Annotated in this window: 11 protein-coding genes and 2 pseudogenes; 6 read left to right on the top strand and 7 right to left on the bottom strand. The window is 62.4% G+C overall.

The genetic code is table 11. The features are described 5' to 3' along the window. The first annotated feature begins 128 nt into the window (after positions 1 to 128). Entirely contained in the window at positions 129 to 1,136 is a 1,008-nt protein-coding gene (locus ACZ6ZO_RS04420) for a hypothetical protein (RefSeq protein WP_465290862.1), read from the top strand. 38 nt (positions 1,137 to 1,174) lie between these two features. Here ACZ6ZO_RS04420 and ACZ6ZO_RS04415 read toward each other — a convergent pair whose 3' ends face one another. Then, complete coding sequence (locus ACZ6ZO_RS04415; RefSeq protein WP_465290860.1) at positions 1,175 to 1,330, bottom strand: hypothetical protein; 156 nt, start codon at positions 1,328 to 1,330, stop codon at positions 1,175 to 1,177. 282 nt (positions 1,331 to 1,612) lie between these two features. On the opposite strand from ACZ6ZO_RS04415, the gene ACZ6ZO_RS04410 reads away from it, so the two are divergent. Continuing rightward, positions 1,613 to 3,442 carry a phosphoenolpyruvate carboxykinase (GTP) gene (locus tag ACZ6ZO_RS04410; protein WP_208768198.1) on the top strand — a complete coding sequence of 610 codons (1,830 nt, stop codon included), beginning with the start codon at positions 1,613 to 1,615 and terminating at the stop codon, positions 3,440 to 3,442. A gap of 64 nt (positions 3,443 to 3,506) precedes the next feature. Here ACZ6ZO_RS04410 and ACZ6ZO_RS04405 read toward each other — a convergent pair whose 3' ends face one another. Further along, positions 3,507 to 4,280, bottom strand: a complete 774-nt coding sequence (locus tag ACZ6ZO_RS04405) for a class I SAM-dependent methyltransferase (RefSeq protein ID WP_465290858.1) — start codon at positions 4,278 to 4,280, stop codon at positions 3,507 to 3,509. A gap of 26 nt (positions 4,281 to 4,306) precedes the next feature. Here ACZ6ZO_RS04405 and ACZ6ZO_RS04400 point away from each other — a divergent pair, with 26 nt between their 5' ends. Next, positions 4,307 to 5,458 (top strand): glycosyltransferase family 4 protein, encoded by a 1,152-nt coding sequence (locus ACZ6ZO_RS04400; RefSeq protein ID WP_465290856.1) that lies wholly within the window; start codon positions 4,307 to 4,309, stop codon positions 5,456 to 5,458. A gap of 46 nt (positions 5,459 to 5,504) precedes the next feature. On the opposite strand, the pseudogene ACZ6ZO_RS04395 reads toward ACZ6ZO_RS04400, so the two are convergent. Both ACZ6ZO_RS04395 and ACZ6ZO_RS04390 read right to left on the bottom strand, forming a co-directional pair. Beyond that, positions 5,505 to 6,815, bottom strand: a pseudogene (locus tag ACZ6ZO_RS04395) (MmpA family trehalose lipid delivery protein); the annotation flags it as partial. Further along, positions 6,808 to 7,872, bottom strand: coding sequence for a PorA family protein (locus tag ACZ6ZO_RS04390; protein WP_465290854.1), 1,065 nt, complete (start codon positions 7,870 to 7,872; stop codon positions 6,808 to 6,810). The gene ACZ6ZO_RS04390 and the pseudogene ACZ6ZO_RS04395, both read right to left, overlap by 8 nt. Before the next feature lie 64 nt (positions 7,873 to 7,936). Here ACZ6ZO_RS04390 and ACZ6ZO_RS04385 point away from each other — a divergent pair. Next, positions 7,937 to 8,926: pseudogene (locus ACZ6ZO_RS04385) on the top strand (acyltransferase family protein); the annotation flags it as partial. 45 nt (positions 8,927 to 8,971) lie between these two features. Here the strand turns inward: ACZ6ZO_RS04385 and ACZ6ZO_RS04380 are convergent. From ACZ6ZO_RS04380 to ACZ6ZO_RS04370, 3 genes are read right to left on the bottom strand one after another with little or no spacing between them, the layout of a single operon-like run. Beyond that, entirely contained in the window at positions 8,972 to 12,058 is a 3,087-nt protein-coding gene (locus ACZ6ZO_RS04380; RefSeq protein ID WP_465290852.1) for an alpha-(1->3)-arabinofuranosyltransferase domain-containing protein, read from the bottom strand. Continuing rightward, a complete protein-coding gene (locus ACZ6ZO_RS04375) occupies positions 12,042 to 12,239 on the bottom strand; it encodes a DUF2613 domain-containing protein (protein WP_182385255.1) in 198 nt (65 codons plus the stop codon). Before ACZ6ZO_RS04375 ends, ACZ6ZO_RS04380 begins: the two co-directional genes overlap by 17 nt. An 8-nt stretch (positions 12,240 to 12,247) precedes the next feature. Further along, a complete protein-coding gene (locus tag ACZ6ZO_RS04370; RefSeq protein WP_465290849.1) occupies positions 12,248 to 12,754 on the bottom strand; it encodes a universal stress protein in 507 nt (168 codons plus the stop codon). 105 nt (positions 12,755 to 12,859) lie between these two features. Here ACZ6ZO_RS04370 and ACZ6ZO_RS04365 point away from each other — a divergent pair, with 105 nt between their 5' ends. Both ACZ6ZO_RS04365 and ACZ6ZO_RS04360 read left to right on the top strand, forming a co-directional pair. Further along, positions 12,860 to 14,050, top strand: coding sequence for a glycoside hydrolase family 3 N-terminal domain-containing protein (locus tag ACZ6ZO_RS04365; RefSeq protein WP_465290847.1), 1,191 nt, complete (start codon positions 12,860 to 12,862; stop codon positions 14,048 to 14,050). Positions 14,051 to 14,107: 57 nt separating this feature from the next. Beyond that, positions 14,108 to 15,769 (top strand): VanW family protein, encoded by a 1,662-nt coding sequence (locus tag ACZ6ZO_RS04360; RefSeq protein ID WP_465290845.1) that lies wholly within the window; start codon positions 14,108 to 14,110, stop codon positions 15,767 to 15,769. Positions 15,770 to 16,370: the final 601 nt, after the last annotated feature.

The following is a 16,370-nucleotide window of genomic DNA, read 5'->3' as shown; positions in this document are numbered from 1 at the left end:
CCTTTCCGCCGGTCAAGACACAACATGCAGCTAAAACTTGCAGCTGCGCAGAAAGTGGGGTGCAATGGCGGGCAAAGGTTGTTGTTTCAGTGGGGGGCTGAAAATTGGGGGACATTGGACTTTCACAATTGCGGGAGATAGCTGCCCGGCACGACTCGCGCCCTGAGGTGGCTGCGGCGCTGCGGCGCAGCCGGGAAATACCTCGGGTAGGTGCGTGCACGCTTGAGGTAGCGTTGCCGATCGAGCTTCCCGACGCCCACAGCGTCCAGCTCACCTGGCCCGCTATTGGGGTGGACGTGGACGTGATTTTCCTGGTGCATGATGGGCCGCTCAGCGCGCGGGTGCGTGACCGGATAGCGGCGGGACCAGCGGAGTTTGTGCTGGTGCCTCGGGCTGCAGAGATCGCGGCGGCGTGGGAAAGCTTGGACCCGGAGGTTATTGAGCGGGCGCGGGCCCGCAGCTTGTGGCAGGCGCTGGCGGCGATGGGGATTGCCGTTCCGGCTGCGCAGAGCAGTGGTGGACAGGCCGCATCCTGCAGTGTGTCGGTGGTGGGGCCAGTAGCCGAAGACCGCGAGCGGGTAGCCATGCAGCTTCACGACGCCGGATTCACCCTCGTCGCTAGCCCCGCAGCCGATGTGGTGGTGGCGGTCGCACCGACCACAGGCTGGGGAGCTGCTGATTTTACGCAGCTAGACAGTGTTTTTGCGCAAGTAGGGCGGGTGGTTGCTACCGCTCCAGTTCCGCGCCAGGTGTGTCCTGAAGTGTGGGTTGTGACTGAGGAAAACCTTGCCGATGCGGTTTCTCGGTGTGTCGCCTTGCCTCCGCTTGCCCCGCTGCCGACTGCGGTGCCAGGGGCCTGGGAAAAGGGTGCGGCCCGGTTGGAACGAGTGGGCGGGCACACCGGTTGGGTGGTTCCACTAAGCGACGCACTGGTTATAACCGCTATTACGTTTGTGGGGTTCTCTCGACTTATACACGTGGAGCTTGCCATGATCTTTGCAGTCATTGTGGGGACAATTCGTGCCTGGGTCAGGCTCCGAGTGGGTGGGGGCGCTAGTTCGGTGGTTGGGGCGCCTCGCGACTCTCGACCTGGTGCGTGGGTGCGCCGGAAACTGGCGGGACAAGTGCGGGGGTGAATGAGGGAATGAATTGGCTCACGGTTGTTGAACAGCTGTTAGGTGTTGAGAGTGGCGGCGGCGTTAGCCCCGAGAGCTGGGACCTTGGCGCGGATGCACACTATGAGTATGACGAGCAAGGGGTCACGGTATTTTCCGATCTTGACGGCGACGGTCAGATCGACCAGGTCTCCCGAATGGAGTTTTCCGGACATTCCTGCACGTTGTCCATCGATGACGGGGGTTGGGGAAGTTGGATTGAAGAATCCCCTGAAAGGGGGGAGGAAAATGAGGGATGGGCCACACAGACGGCCGTGGAATACCCAAAAGGATGGGGGTAGCTTACCGGTAATGACAAATTGTGGTCGTTGTCTCATTCGGGAACTGCAAAAGTAGTGCGCATGTGACTAGTCTTGATGAGGAGAACGTAATACGAGCCGGTATTCGGCGACCCTAAACGAATGGCGAAGCCAGTTACCGAAAAGTCAGGAGAAACAATGACCGCTGCTGCAATTAAGGGTCTTGTGGGCGAAGCCCCAACCAACAACGAAGAGATGCTGAGCTGGATTGCGGATGCGGTCGAGTTGTTCACCCCAGAAAAGGTTGTCTTTGCAGACGGCTCCGAAGAAGAGTGGGCTCGCCTGGGCCAGGAGCTTGTCGACGCAGGAACCTTCATCAAGCTGAACGAAGAGAAGCGACCAAACTCCTTCCTCGCTCGCTCGAACCCATCTGACGTGGCTCGCGTTGAGTCCCGTACCTTCATCTGCACCGAGACCGAAGACGGTGCCGGCCCGACCAACAACTGGGCTCCTCCAGCTGCAATGAAGGAAGAGATGCTGGAGCACTACAAGGGCTGCATGAAGGGCCGCACCATGTACGTGGTCCCATTCTGCATGGGCCCTATCAATGACCCAGAACCAAAGCTGGGCGTGCAGCTTACCGACTCCGCTTACGTTGTTATGTCCATGCGGATCATGACCCGCATGGGTAAGGAAGCTCTGGACAAGATCGGCGAGAACGGCGATTTCGTCCGCGCGCTACACTCCGTGGGTGCTCCTCTGGAGCCAGGTCAGGAAGATGTTCCTTGGCCATGCAACGAGACCAAGTACATTACCCAGTTCCCTGAGACCCGCGAGATCTGGTCCTACGGTTCCGGCTACGGCGGAAACGCCATCCTGGCTAAGAAGTGCTACGCGCTGCGTATTGCTTCCGCGATGGCTCATGACGAAGGCTGGATGGCCGAGCACATGCTCATCCTGAAGCTGAACTCCCCAGAGGGCAAGTCCTACCACGTTGCTGCTGCATTCCCATCCGCATGTGGCAAGACCAACCTGGCTATGCTCCAGCCAACCATTGAAGGCTGGACCGCTGAGGTCGTCGGTGACGACATCGCTTGGCTGCACATCCGCGAGGATGGTCGCCTGTACGCCGTCAACCCAGAGAACGGCTTCTTCGGCGTTGCCCCAGGCACCAACTACGCCTCCAACCCGAACGCAATGCGCACCATGGAGCCAGGCAACGCAATCTTCACCAACGTTGCACTGACCGACGATGGCGATGTGTGGTGGGAAGGCCTCGAGGGCGAGCCACAACACCTCATCGACTGGAAGGGTAACGACTGGACCCCAGAGTCCGGCGAGCTGTCCTCCCACCCGAACTCCCGCTACTGTGTGCCAATTTCCCAGTGCCCAGTTGCCGCACCTGAGTACGACGACTGGAAGGGTGTCCCACTGGATGCCATCCTGTTCGGTGGCCGTCGCCCAGACACCGTGCCACTGGTCACCCAGGCATTCGACTGGGAGCACGGCACCATGATCGGCGCCCTGCTGGCCTCCGGCCAGACCGCCGCTTCCGCGGAAGCTAAGGTCGGTGCCCTGCGCCACGACCCAATGGCAATGCTGCCATTCATCGGCTACAACGCTGGTGAGTACCTGCAGCACTGGATCGACATGGGTCGCAAGGGTGGCGACAAGATGCCAGCTATCTTCCTGGTCAACTGGTTCCGTCGCGGCGAAGACGGTCGCTTCCTGTGGCCAGGCTTTGGTGACAACTCCCGCGTCCTCAAGTGGATCGTGGACCGTGTCGAAGGACGCGTCGAGGCTGACGAGACCGTCGCAGGCCTCACCGCCCGCGTTGAGGACCTGGACCTGACCGGCCTGGATGCCCCAGAAGAGGACGTCAAGGAAGCTCTCACTGCACCTGCAGAACAGTGGGCACGCGACATTGCCGACAACGAAGAGTGGCTGACCTTCCTGGGACCAAAGGTCCCAGCTGAGGTACATGCTCAGTTCGACGCATTGAAGAAGCGCATCGCAGACGCCAAGTAACCTTGGACCGCCAAATTTGGCGTACCGATGGGACGAAAATCGCGAAAATCGTCCCATCCGTACGCTAAATCTGGCGGTTTTTCTGTATTACGATCACTAGGTTGCTCACTAAAAACTCCCTCACCACCGGCACTTTCACGAGCCACCATGCCCACCGCGGGTGATACCGAGGGAAAAGCCCGACACATGTGCCTCCGCGCACGGACTGGGCCCAATGGATACCTTCGGCGCAGGAGACATCGAAAAGCGATTCACCGAAGACATTTTTCGGAGGCTTGCCGTGCACGCGGCTGTAGCGGTCCCGGGCCCAAGCCCCACCTACGTAGTGCTGCCACAACCCGGTTTCGTGACCGCCGAAGGGGCCGAGCCAGATGGTGTAGCTGAGTACTACTAGTCCGCCGGGCCGGGTGACGCGCAGCATCTCTTCACCCATGCGCCACGGATCTGGAATGTGCTCTGCCACGTTGGAGGAGAAGGTTAGATCGAACGACGAGGTGGCGAAGGGCAGGCATTGCCCGTCGGCGCGCACGGCCGTTGGGGTCGGAAGGCTGGAGCTGTGTAGTTCGGCGATAGACGGTTCGACGCTGATATAGGAACAATTGTTGGCAGCGAACTCAGCACCGAAATAGCCGGGGCCGCCTCCCACATCGAGCACCGCAGCACCTGTGAGAGGCTGGTGCTTCACGTCGTGGTGGAGCGCGTCCAGTTGGGTGAAAGTGTCAGCAGCTAACCCGTGGTAGAACTCGTCGGGGTGGGTTTGTTCTTTGGGGAAGGAACGCAGCAGTCGGAGCGAGCGCCCGAGAGTTGCGAGGCGTCGGGTGTGATGGAGCTTGGGCACACCAGCATTGTAGGCTGTCGACAGAGATGAATATTTTATTGCTGTGTTGGCGGGATACTGCGCATCCGCAGGGTGGCGGTAGTGAGCGTTATCTGGAGCGTGTTGCGGAGTATGCGGCGCTCCGGGGACACCGGGTTATGTATCGCACGGCTGCGGTGAGCCGGAAGCCTGCCCGAGAAACTAAAGGTGGGGTGGAGTTTCGGCGTCGGGGTGGCCGGATGTCGGTGTATGTGACCGCGGCACTGGAAATGCTCATGGGGGCGTATCGGGATGTTGACGTGGTGGTAGACACCCAAAATGGGATCCCGTTTTTTGCGAAGTGGTGGCTGCGTCGGCCGACTGTGGTGCTGACGCATCACTGCCATCGGGAGCAGTGGCCGGTTGCCGGGCCGGTGTTGGCGCGCCTGGGTTGGTTTTTGGAAGGCACCGTCGCGCCGTTTGCTTACCGACGCTCCCAGTACATCACCGTCTCCGAACCCTCGGCACGGGAGCTGACGGAACTTGGGGTCAATCGGGAGCGGATCGCGATTGTCCGCAATGGTTTGGACCCTGTGCTCGCATTCACGCCCCTTGCCGAGGACGGCAGGGTTCACCTGGTGACGTTGTCGCGCCTGGTGCCCCATAAGCAGATCGAGCACGCAATGGACGTGGTGGCGGCCCTCGCGCCACACCACGATGTGGTCCTGGACGTGATCGGTTCCGGCTGGTGGGAAGACGAACTTCGCCAGTATGCCCGGGAGGTTGGGGTGGACAGCCGGGTGGTGTTCCACGGGCATGTATCAGAAGAAACTAAACATGCCTTGTTGGCACGTGCGGCCGTGCACCTGATGCCGAGCCGAAAGGAGGGCTGGGGCTTGGCCGTCATGGAAGCCGGACAGCACGGGGTACCGACGGTGGGTTATTCCAGCTCGGCGGGGCTGCGGGACTCCGTGATCGATGGCGAGACTGGGCTGCTTGTGCGGGATAAAGCCGGGCTGATCCAGGCGGTGTACGAGATGACTTTGGATGAGGGGCGTCGGCAAGCCTTGGGCGAGGCGGCGCGACTCAGGGCGCGGGAGTTTTCCTGGGCGCACACCGGGGCAGACTTTCTCCAGGTCGTCGCAGCGGTAGCGCACTCGCAACGCCCATCGCGAGCCAGCCGAGCAGCAGAATCAACCCGAGATACCACCGCCAGTTAGGCGGTTGGGGATCCCCGATGGGAGTGAGCTGGCCGTCAGCGTAGATCGAGTCAATACCCATACCGCGCAGCCCCGCGGTATCGCCCCGCTGCCACAGCTGGTGTGCCTCGACGAACCGCGAGGACGGGTAATCGACGGGAACGCCATCAACCGTGAGCGCACCGTTTTCCACCACGGCGATCGCCTTGGGCAGCGGGTGTGCGGTGGGGGTGCCGTCGATAAGCGTGAGCGTGGTGAGCTCTGGCACGAACACCTCCCGCCCCGCTGCCACAGCGTGAAGCTCACCCAGCAGCGCAGGCTCCGGCACCGGTCGTAGCTTCTCGACAGCCACCGGCGCGTCCCACACCTGCCCTAGCGCAGCGCAGAGAGCAACCACCGCCAGTGCCCGCGGACGCACTTGCGCTGCCAGGAACACGTACGCCGGAATGGCAAAGAGCAGCAGTTTGTGCGAATCTCGAAACAGCGCGGCACCAGGCACCTTAGCACTCAGTAATCCCGCCACATCCGGCACGAACGCCAGCGCAACCGTCAGTGCCAGCGCGAGCGCCCCCAAAGCCGCGAGCCGCCGCGGAATTCGCCGGAAAAACACCACGATGATCCCAAAAAGCACCAAGCCCAGGACACCCCACCCGGAGTGTCGTGAAGCAGGCACAGCGGCGGAATTCCAGATACCCCCCAAACTCAACACCGCCCCCACGGTGCCCACCCACTGCTCAGCGCGGGCCGAAAACAGTGCGCCACCAGCAGGAAGCGCGGTCGCGGGGGATAGCAGACTAGGAACGAGCCACGGGGCGGAGAGCGCTGCGCCCCACACGGCAAGCAACCACCGGCGGCCCAGCAGCACCGCCACCGCCGTCGAGACCACCGCGCCCGTCGGGGTGAGCGAGGCCAGCCACAACGCCGGAAGGAGAACCCGCCACCTGCCAGTCAGCGCCCACACGGCGATCCCGGGCAGCAGCCACGCGGCAATCACCAGACTCCACTGGCCCTGCAACAGCCGCTCCACCACAAACGGGTTGACCAGTGTGACCGTCAGAGCGAGCAGCGTCCCGAGCACGCCGGCCCGGGCATGTTTCGCAACGGCCGACGCGCCCCACGCGCCCCACACCGAGCCCACGAGCAGCAGCCCGCGAGCCACCCAAGAAGCAGGAAGGGCAAACCCCAGCAGCGCCAATGCTCCGTCCTGGGGTGCATTCCGGGCGGGCACATCCCCAAAACCCAGGGCCGACTGGTGCAACGCCATGTGGTCAAACACGGACATGTCCCGGTACAGCAACACCCCAGGGGCAGCGAGCGGCCACAACAAGCCACCGATCAGCACCGCTGACCAGCACACGAAAAGTGCGCGTCTAGCCATCATGTCCAATGAGGGCACGGCGCAGGAAGATCACACCGAGGAAAACGCTGACAGTGGAGCCGACCGTGGTGAGCAACAAACCGATCTCCACCCATTTCAGGGTGCGCAGCCCAGCGTGGGCCCGAGTCCACATCTGCGCTTTAGTTCCTTCATCCCACCGCAACGTTGCTGAGAACAAAGTCCGAGAGCTGTCTGTGTCCGACGCAGCTTCCGCATCGTCACGGGCGAGGAAAATACGCGGGATTTCAACGCTGTCCACAATGGTCCCGGTTTTAGGTTCCACCCAGAGCGTGCGCGTCATGGTGTAGTACTGGTTCAGCACCACGGTGCTGGGTCCGGATAACCCCGTGCTGGCCAGTTCTTCTTCGGAGTAGAACTGGCGGGCGGGGCCTTTGATGGTGCCGATGCCGAGCTGAATAGGGCTGAGCTTTTGGTGGAACCGGTATACCTTGGCGCCACGTAGCTGCTCCGCATCGTGGAAATCAATCGGGGTGGAGGTACCTGAGTACTTGTCAAAGAACTGGTAGCTGCGGAATTCGGTGGCAAAGGGGAAGGAATACTGTAATCCTTCTCGGGTTTTGTTGGTGAATTCGCGGGAGAACCCAGGGATGGGGGAAGTCGCGGTGAGAGAGGAGGCGGGCTCATCCACGGGGAAGGAGGAATGCCGCACCAGACGCACTTCGTCCTGGGAGTCGAACAGCACCTCACCGCTTTCTAGGGTGAGCTGCTCCGTCACGCTGTAGCGCACCTCTTTGCGCTTTTCCGCTGGTGCGCTGGTGATTGTTTTGGAGGCGGTGGCGGTCGAGCGGTGCACGTAGCAGCTCAGATCGCTGGTGTCCGGGTTGAGGCAGCGCGGATCGTCCACCACTGGCGTGCCCTGCTCCCAGGCTTGTTGGTCGAACCTGACGGCTTCGGCGGGCTCGGTGCTGGTGTGGATCGACGCGTTCACCGGCAACAGTCGAACCTGGAACGTGGCGAGTGTTGGTCCCACGGCACGCAACGACAACAGGACCAGCGCGAGCGCGAATGCGATCACAGCTTGAGTCTTTTTCGTCACGATCTGAGCCTTTCCGTTAGGATCCAGGTACGACGCACACAGCGGGTGAGGGAGGACGTAGCGAGTGCCAACAGCTCAAGCTTACTTAACGCACCGCTCGTTCATCGCACCCCTCGAAGGGTTACGCGCCGTCGCGGCCTTCGGCATCATGCTCACTCACGTTTCGTTCCAGACCGGCGGCGACCCCGCCTCGGTCCTCGCGCGGTTCGATTTCTTTGTCCCCGTGTTCTTCGCGCTGTCCGCGTTTGTGCTGTGGCGGCGTTACGACGGCGACGCCCGCCGCTACTACTGGCACCGGGCGGTGCGCATCCTGCCCGCCTACCTGGTGACCGTCGCTTCCGTGTTTCTGCTGCTCCCCGACGCTTTCGGTTCCAGCTTACCGATGATCCTCGCTAACCTGACGCTGACCCAGATTTACGTCCCAGACGCCCTCGCGCCGGGCCTGACACATCTGTGGTCACTGTGCGTGGAGGTGGCGTTCTACGTGGTGCTGCCGCTGATTGCGCTGGCGTTACGACGCCTCCCCTCACGAACCCGAGTGCTGGCGATTTTCCTGTTTTCCCTGCTCAGTTTGGGCTGGGCGTTTGTACCCTTCGTGGAAGCAACCCCAGCACCTGGCTTGCCGAACCTACAGATCTTCCCAATTTCCTACACCTGCTGGTTCGCGGTGGGCATGATCGCTGCTGAGCTGGAGGGGCGGGTTCGTATTCCCGGCCCGGTGTTTCTGTATTGGGCGTTGGCGCTGGCGGTGGCGTGGGGAGCCGCACAACCTTGGTTCGGGCCCCTGGGGCTGACCCATCCGACGCCGTGGGAGTTTGTGCGTCGTGTTCTCGCCGGTATGGCGTTCGGGGCTTTGGTGTTTCTACCGGTGGCGTTGGGTCGGGGCGTCGGGTCTCTCACCTCGGGGCCGATGCAGCACCTGGGCAGATGGTCGTATGCCATCTTCCTGTGGCACGTACCGATGCTTGCCTGGGCGTTTCCGCTGCTCGGAGTAACTCAATTTTCCGGGCAGTTCTGGCAGGTCCTCGCCGTGACCGTGGCCTTGACGGTCCCAGTATCCGCGGCTAGCTACTACTTCGTGGAGGAACCTGCCCGGCAGCTATTGAAACGGGTGGCGTCCATCAGGCAACACCAACGCCGCGAGGCTCACACAGCAGGCGAGCGCCACGAACCACTGGTCGCCCGCGTAGGAGGCGCTAGGCCACGGGGCATGGGCGAGCCACAGTCCAGCCAACCCCACCCCTAGCGCGGCAAGCGCGGGCCTGGTCACCAGGGTGAAGCGCAATATCAGCCAGGCTAGCGCTGCTGCAATGATGCCCCAGATTCCACCCACAACGCCCAGCACCACGGCACCGAAAACTACCGGGAACCCAGTATGGCGCAGCGGAACCTGCACATCTTCGCGACGCCACCACAGACACCCGAGCACAGTCACAATGGCCAGAAAAAGGCCACCGAACAGCGACGCTCGATAAGGACCTTCGCCAGCGAAAGTGAGTGAAACGGGGCCGTGGACCCCGGCGGGGATGAGGAATGCTTGGGTATCGGCGTCGATGAGCTGCGGTGCTACCTCCACGCCGCCGACCGTGGCACGCAGGCCCTTGTTGTAGGCGCGGCCGGTGACCAGGATGCGGTCCTCGGACGCCGGTGGGACGGTGCCAGAGGTAGGTAATGGTGCTGGTGGTGGCGCATAGTCCGGGGTGGTGAGGGTGATCCAGGAGGCGGTGGTGGATAGCTCGTGCATGCCGGCGGGCAGGGTCACTGAGTCGCCGCAGGAGAGGGGGGAGCTGTCGAGAAGGAAATCGTCGGTGACCCCGGATGGGTTCGCGGTGCGGGGATCTTCGTCGCAAGAGGAAGCATCGACCGTCACTGTCATGTCCCGTGGGGCGGTGAAACGGCGCTGGATTAAGTCGGTATCCACAAACACGCGCTGGAACAGGAACTTCTGCACTTCAGGCGAGGTGTTCGGTACTTCCAGGACGCGGCTGATGTCGTGCCCCAGCAGCCGGACATCTGCCAGACCCGCTGGAGAAGCGGAGGCACCGAGCGTGATCGTGAGGGACGAGGTTTCGCCAGCTAATTCCACCCGCAGTTTCTGCCCTGGCCTGGCGAATCGATGCAGCGTGGTGGAATCGCTGCTGATGGTGAGCACCACGGGCGCCCCAGTGGTCACTATTTCAAGGACAGGGTCCGTGGCGGGCTCCCTAATGGTCAACGTTTCGCCCTCCTGGTGTCCCGGCGCTGGGAACCAGGCCGTGTCCAGCGAGCCGTCGACTGCAGCCGTAGCGGAGCGCGCTGGGTTGGCGCCACCGAAAGCGGTGGCATCAGCGGCGGAGGACGATACCGAGATCGGGTTCGGGGATACAGTGGCCAGTGGCCCGCGCGAGGGGTAGTCCCGCACCTTGTTGCGCACGTCGTCGCCCTCATCTGGGGGCGCCAAGGGCGCGGATTGCGCGTTCCACACCGTGCCGTAGTTGCGGGACACCAGCTGTGGGGTGTCGGTGACCACCGTCGCGTCGGAAGTCACCAGTTCGTAGGCGCCAGGATCCAGCAGCGCCAGGGATTCGCCACCGCCTGCTACTTTTTGGGTGCCGGACACCAGGTGCATCGAGTGCGCAAGGTCGAACTCCACGATGTCGACCTCACCGAAGGTATGCACCGGCAGGCCTTGTTTTTTGAAAGAATCACTCAAAGCGCGCGATCCCGTTTCGCCGGTGAGGTCATGGCGGATCACTGCGGCGCCGACACCCAGTCGCGCGAAGCCCTCTGGGGTCGGGTGAGCCATGAGTCCGTCCAAACCCCGGATCGCTTCCGGCGGGACTAAGGGGACGGCGTCGCGCACGACCCATGGGACGTCGAGAAGCGGCTGCAGCGGCTCGTCGCGCGTCCACCCCCACTCCTGCCTGGCAAAAGACGACTGTGGCAGGATCACCGTCCGGGTCCCGGCAGCGTTTTCGTTCAACCACGCCGCCGCCTCGTGCCAGTAACCCGGCACTTGCTCGAACCCGCCGCGGGGAGCCAGCCGCCCACTCCACGCCGGCGCCAGCGAACTCACCGCAAGCAGCCACAGCAGTGCAGTTGCGGTGGTGCGCCGCCCCGCGTCGGCAAGCCTTAGCGACGACGCTGCGTGCACAAACCCAACCACCAGCGGCAGCCGTACCAGCACATCGAACTTATGGACGTTGCGCAGCGGCGCGCCCGCTCCGTCTAAGAAGGCCAACACCTGCGCACCCAACGGCCCATGTGCGCTACCCATGATCAGCACGCCGCAGAGCAACATCGTGATCCACAGCCGCTGCTGCGGCGTTCGTACCAACCCCGCTAGGCCCAGCGCCGCCACCGCCACCGTGAGCAGCACAAAGTACGGGCTGGTGGCCAACACCGTGCCGGCGATCCGCTCAGAATCGGCAAATGGAGCCCAGGAAGTAGTGCCACGCAGCACTTCCACCAGTGACAGCCACCGGGTGGTGACGTAGCTGCTCTCAATGAAATCTGTGAACGGCGGGGAATATCTGCCCAGGATTATCAGCGGGCCCAGCCACCAGATGGACACGAGGCAACAACCGGCCAACCACAGCGCCAGTGGCCGCCAGGCGCGCGCCACCAGAAGAGTGACAAACACCGGAAGGCACGCCGCAGCGGTGGCCGTAGCATTCACCGCCCCCATGCAGGCCACCGCGATCACGGAACCGGCCACCCCACGCGTGGTGGGCCGCACTCCTACTATCGGAAGCAGCGCCCACGGGGTGAGCATCATCGGCCACGTTTCTGAGCTGATCGCCGCCACCGTGCTGATCGTGTGCGGCGACAGAGCGAATAAGAAACTGCCCAGCATCTGCCATCCCGGCGCGCCTACCTGAGCTTTCTTTAGTAGGAGGCAGAAGCCGGAATAGCCAAGTCCAAGCAGTAGCCACCACCATAGCCGCTGGGCGATCCAGTCTGGAAGTGGGTCGGTGAGGAGGAAAAACAACCCTTGGGGAAAGAGGTAACCGTAGGCCTGGTTTTGGAGCTGGCCGAGTGGGAAGATGTCGGTCCACGCGTGTAGCGCACCGTGGAGGAACCCCCACGGATTGGCAGTGAGGTCATGCTTGGTGTCCGCAACCGTGAGGCCGGGGGATTGGAGGAATACGAGGATTCCGAGGATCAGCCAGCCGATCAGGTGCGGGCGGCTACTGGCGCGAGCCATACTCCGGGCCGCCTAGCAGCGCGGTGTCGGCATTAGCGACGGGACCGGCGGGTAACGAGTCTTGGTTAGAGACCGTGGCCACGCCGATCACAGCTGCAACTCCCACAGCAAGGCCGAGGACCGCGCTGGCGAGCGCGGGGCCGATGGTGCGACGGGTGAGGGAGTCGGTTTCCAAAGCCATAGGGCGAACTATACCAAGTCGGTGTCGTCGGAGTCCTCTGGCGGGACGATGAGGACCGGCAGGCCGGCGTTGCTGACCAGGTTTTCCGCGGTGGAGGAGGTGAACAGGGAGCGTAGCCCCTTGTTGGCGCGGGTGCCGGTGACGATGAGGTCGGGGGAGAGCTCTTGGGCGGCGTCGACGAGGGCGCTCCAGATGGAGGTGGAGGTTTCCACCAGGTGAGCGTGTGCTTCGAAGCCGTAGGATTCGGCGAGGGTGATGCCTTCTCGGCAGGTGGTGAGCGCGTGGGTGTAGGCAGGGTCGTCCCCGTCGGCGTTTTCCACGGCCGAGGAGAAGTCTGTTTGCATCATTCCGGCGCCGCCGGCGGCGCGTGCTGCCTGCCGGTGTAGTGGTTCCCAGGCGGTGAGAATGTGAACCTCGGCAGGGCGGAGGAGACGGACACCGTATTCAAGTGCCCGCCGGGATTCGGCGGAGCCATCGAATGCGACAAGGATGGTAGGTGCTGTTGGGCGCTCCATGGGGTGAGTGTTTCCTTATGCTGTTTCGGTTGCAAGGTTCTAATACAGCAGCCTAATCAACTTTGTGCGGTATTGTCTGGGAGAAATCAGCTAGTGGAGGGAGAAGTGTTGCGTCGGTTCGCGGTTGTCACTTCTCTGTCCCTGCTGCTCTGGGGGTGTGCGCCGGTGCCGGAGTCGCAGGTCAGTGGGCCGGCGCAGGCGTTGGTGACGATGCTTGCGAATCAGGAACAGGCGGAGCAGGCGGCTATGGAAAAAGCGGATGCGGCGCGTTTTGGGGTGACGGTGGCTCAGCTGCGTGAGGCGCGAGCGTCGCTGCCTTCGGAGCAACGGGCGAAGGTGGCGTCGTTGCTGATGGTTGGGGTGCGAGATTTTGACGATGCGAAGTTCGCGCTGGACCAGGGGGTTGGGGGGATTTTTGTTGGGTCGTGGACGGATCCTGCGCTTCTTACGGAGCCGGGGCGTGATATCGCTGCGTTGCGGGAGCAGGTGGGGCGACCGTTTTCGGTGTCGATTGACGCGGAGGGAGGTCGAGTGCAGCGCCAGCCAGCGTTGTTTGGGCAGGTCCCTGCGCCACGCGAATTGGTAGCTGGCGGCACCCCGGAGCGCGCCCACGAGGTGGCTTTCGGGCTGGGAACTCGGCTGCGGGAGGTCGGTGTGACGGTGGATTTCGCGCCGGTGTTAGACGTCGATCATGGCTCTGCGAACGGGGCTATCGGTGACCGCAGCTTCTCCGGCGATCCGGCCGAGGCGGCGGCGTTTGGGGCGGCGTTTGCGCGCGGGCTTCACGACGCCGGGGTGCATCCCGTGTACAAACATTTTCCCGGTCATGGTCGCGCGTCGGGCGATTCTCACTTTGAGGATGTGACCGCGCCACCCCTTGATGACGTGAAACGGGTAGACCTGGCGCCGTATGGCCCGGCCCTGCGCGAGGCTCCTGGGGCAGTGATGATGGGGCACGTGCGGGTACCGGGGCTTGGCGACGCCACCCCCTCCAGCCTCAACCCGGCAGCCTACAAGTTGCTGCGCAGCGGTGACTATCCTGGCGGTGCGCCGTTTCGTGGGGTGATCTACACCGATGACTTGTCCGGAATGAAGGCGATTTCCGATCAGCTCAGCACTCCGGATGCGGTGCTTGCGGCGCTGATCGCTGGTGCGGATTGTGCGCTGTGGATTTCCACTGTGCAGGTAGGGGCTGCTATTGATGCGGTTGACACTGCGGTGTCCTCGGGTGCCTATCCGCTGGCGCAGATGGAGGATTCTGCTGTTCGGATAAGGTTGCAACAGCTATCTTCCTAATTTTGTTTTTGTGTCAACTATAGTGTTGGGTGTTCGTTGCTTAAAGGTGGGAGTTTGATGTCCGCTGCGAAGATTGCCGCTGCATGTGTTGGTGGTGTCATTGGCCTATCCGCCCTGGCCTATGGTGCTGATTACTTCCTGACCCAAGACCAGGTTCCGCGCGGTACCACAGTCGCTGGTGTGTCAGTAGGTGGTATGTCGCCACAGGCTGCCAGCGACAAACTGGCGGCTGAGTTGACGACGTGCACGCAACATCCGGTGCTGGTGACGGCCGGCGCACGAGAGGCAACCGTGGATCCAGTAGCGGCAGGGCTGAGCGTGAACTGGGAAGAAACCATCGCTGCCGCCGGGAAACCCTCCTTGAATCCGTGGACTCGGCTCTCGTCGTTCTTTGTGGATCGGGAAGTGGGTATCGTGAGCGATGTTGCGGAAGAGCAGTTCGCTCCGGAACTGGACCGGGTGGGGCAGGAACTTTCTATCGCCCCAGTCGACGGCGCCGTGAACATCGACGGCGGCAGGATCAACCAAACCAAGCCCGTCGATGGGCAGCGGATAGTGGACACCGACCTGAGGTCAGCGCTGGTATCGGACTGGCTCAATCCTGCTGGGGTAGTGGTGAAACCAGCAGTGATCACCCCAGACATCGACGACTCTGACATGCAAAAAGCTGTAACCGGCCCCGCCGAACAAGCACTGTCCGCCCCGATCACGGCTACCGGCCACGACGACGTCACCGGCGTGATCCCCGTGGAACGCATGGGTGAGGTCGTGACCTTCGTTCCCGAACAGGGCGCCCTCAAACCCGAGGTGAATGCGGAGGCAGCGCAAGGAATTCTGGCAGAAAACCTCGGCAAAACAGAAGTGAAGCGCCGCAACGCCACCATCACCTTCACGGGCGGCGGCAGGGATGTCACTCCGTCGGTGGATGGCATCAAAATTGACTGGGAAAAGACGCTGATGGATTTCCCGGAACGAGTCGTCGGTAAGGCAGAGCGCACCTTCGACGTGGTGTACCAGGAGGACAAAGCGACGTTCACCACGGAGATGGCCCGCACCGCCACCTTCGACGACACCATCGGCACCTTCACCACCAGCGGCTTCTCCGGGCCCTCGGGCGTCAACATCGCCCGCACCGCCGAGATGGTTGACGGGGCGATCGTCGCGCCGGGCGACACCTTCTCCCTCAACGGCTGGACCGGTCCCCGCGGCGCAGCGCAAGGATTCGTGGAATCCGGCATCATCCTCAACGGGCGCGCGGGCAAGGCGATCGGTGGCGGAATCTCCCAGTTCGCCACCACGCTCTACAACGCCTACTACTTCGCCGGTATGGAAGACGTGACCCACACCCCACACAGCTATTACATCTCCCGCTACCCAGCCGGCCGCGAAGCTACCGTCTATGACGGCCTCATCGACCTCGCATTCAAGAACAATTCGGACTACCCAGTCATGATCACCGCCTCCGTATCTGGAAATTCAGTGACCGTGGCGCTCAAAGGCGTGAAAACCGTAGAGGTGGAATCCGTTCCCGGCGGGCGCTGGGCCCCCACCCAACCCCGCGAGGTGAAGGTGCCGGCCGCGTCATGCCAACCCTCAGGCGGTGCACCAGGCTTCACGACGTCCGATACCCGCATCATCCGTTCCCTATCAGGGGCCGAAATCTCCCGCGAAACCACCACCACGAAATACGACCCGCAGCCGATTGTGCGGTGTGGGTAGGGGATTGGATTCTAGGTTCTGGGGCTTTGGGTGTTGGGCCTTGGTCCCGACATTACGGCCCCGAGATTGGTAGGTCAGGGCCATGACCCCGACATTACGGCCCCGAGGTTGCTCTAAAATCGCTGCGACGAGCCCGAACTTCGGGAGAGTAATGTCGGGGACAACGCTGAACCGCCTTCCCCTCAAAGCTCACGAGTGTAGTTATTGAGGCCAGTGAGGCGGTTGGGGATGTTGTAATTGCTAAGTTTCTTGGCCCCTGCGTTACCTCCCTGGGACGGTCCGGTCAGGAGCATGACCCCGACATTACGGCCCCGAGGTTGCTCTAAAATCGCTGCGACGAGCCCGAACTTCGGGAGAGTAATGTCGGGGACAACGCTAAACCGCCTTCCCCAATGCCCACGATTATAAATATTGAGGCTAGTGACACGGTTGAGAACGCTGCACAATAAACAAGACAGAAGCCACCATCTTGTTGCCTATCAAAATAACCATCGCGCCTTACGGCGGCAAAGATTTCTAACAATTCCCGTAAAACAGTGGCACGCGTCACGTTATAACGGTACGGTTAGAGGAAAATCCGTACTGGTTGAAAGAAGGTGTG

It is taken from the genome of Corynebacterium sp. NPDC104732 (assembly GCF_055583565.1).
The sequence above is the reverse complement of the archived record's forward strand: the minus strand, read 5'-3'. Positions and strand labels throughout refer to the sequence as shown.

Excerpts from the sequence above, each read along its gene's own strand:
- ACZ6ZO_RS04415 (WP_465290860.1), bottom strand. The coding sequence starts at position 1,330 with ATGTCCGGAAAACTCCATTCGGGAGACCTGGTCGATCTGACCGTCGCC.
- ACZ6ZO_RS04410 (WP_208768198.1), top strand. The coding sequence starts at position 1,613 with ATGACCGCTGCTGCAATTAAGGGTCTTGTGGGCGAAGCCCCAACCAAC.
- ACZ6ZO_RS04400 (WP_465290856.1), top strand. The coding sequence starts at position 4,307 with ATGAATATTTTATTGCTGTGTTGGCGGGATACTGCGCATCCGCAGGGT.
- ACZ6ZO_RS04380 (WP_465290852.1), bottom strand. The coding sequence starts at position 12,058 with ATGGCTCGCGCCAGTAGCCGCCCGCACCTGATCGGCTGGCTGATCCTC.
- ACZ6ZO_RS04375 (WP_182385255.1), bottom strand. The coding sequence starts at position 12,239 with ATGGCTTTGGAAACCGACTCCCTCACCCGTCGCACCATCGGCCCCGCG.
- ACZ6ZO_RS04370 (WP_465290849.1), bottom strand. The coding sequence starts at position 12,754 with ATGGAGCGCCCAACAGCACCTACCATCCTTGTCGCATTCGATGGCTCC.
- ACZ6ZO_RS04360 (WP_465290845.1), top strand. The coding sequence starts at position 14,108 with ATGTCCGCTGCGAAGATTGCCGCTGCATGTGTTGGTGGTGTCATTGGC.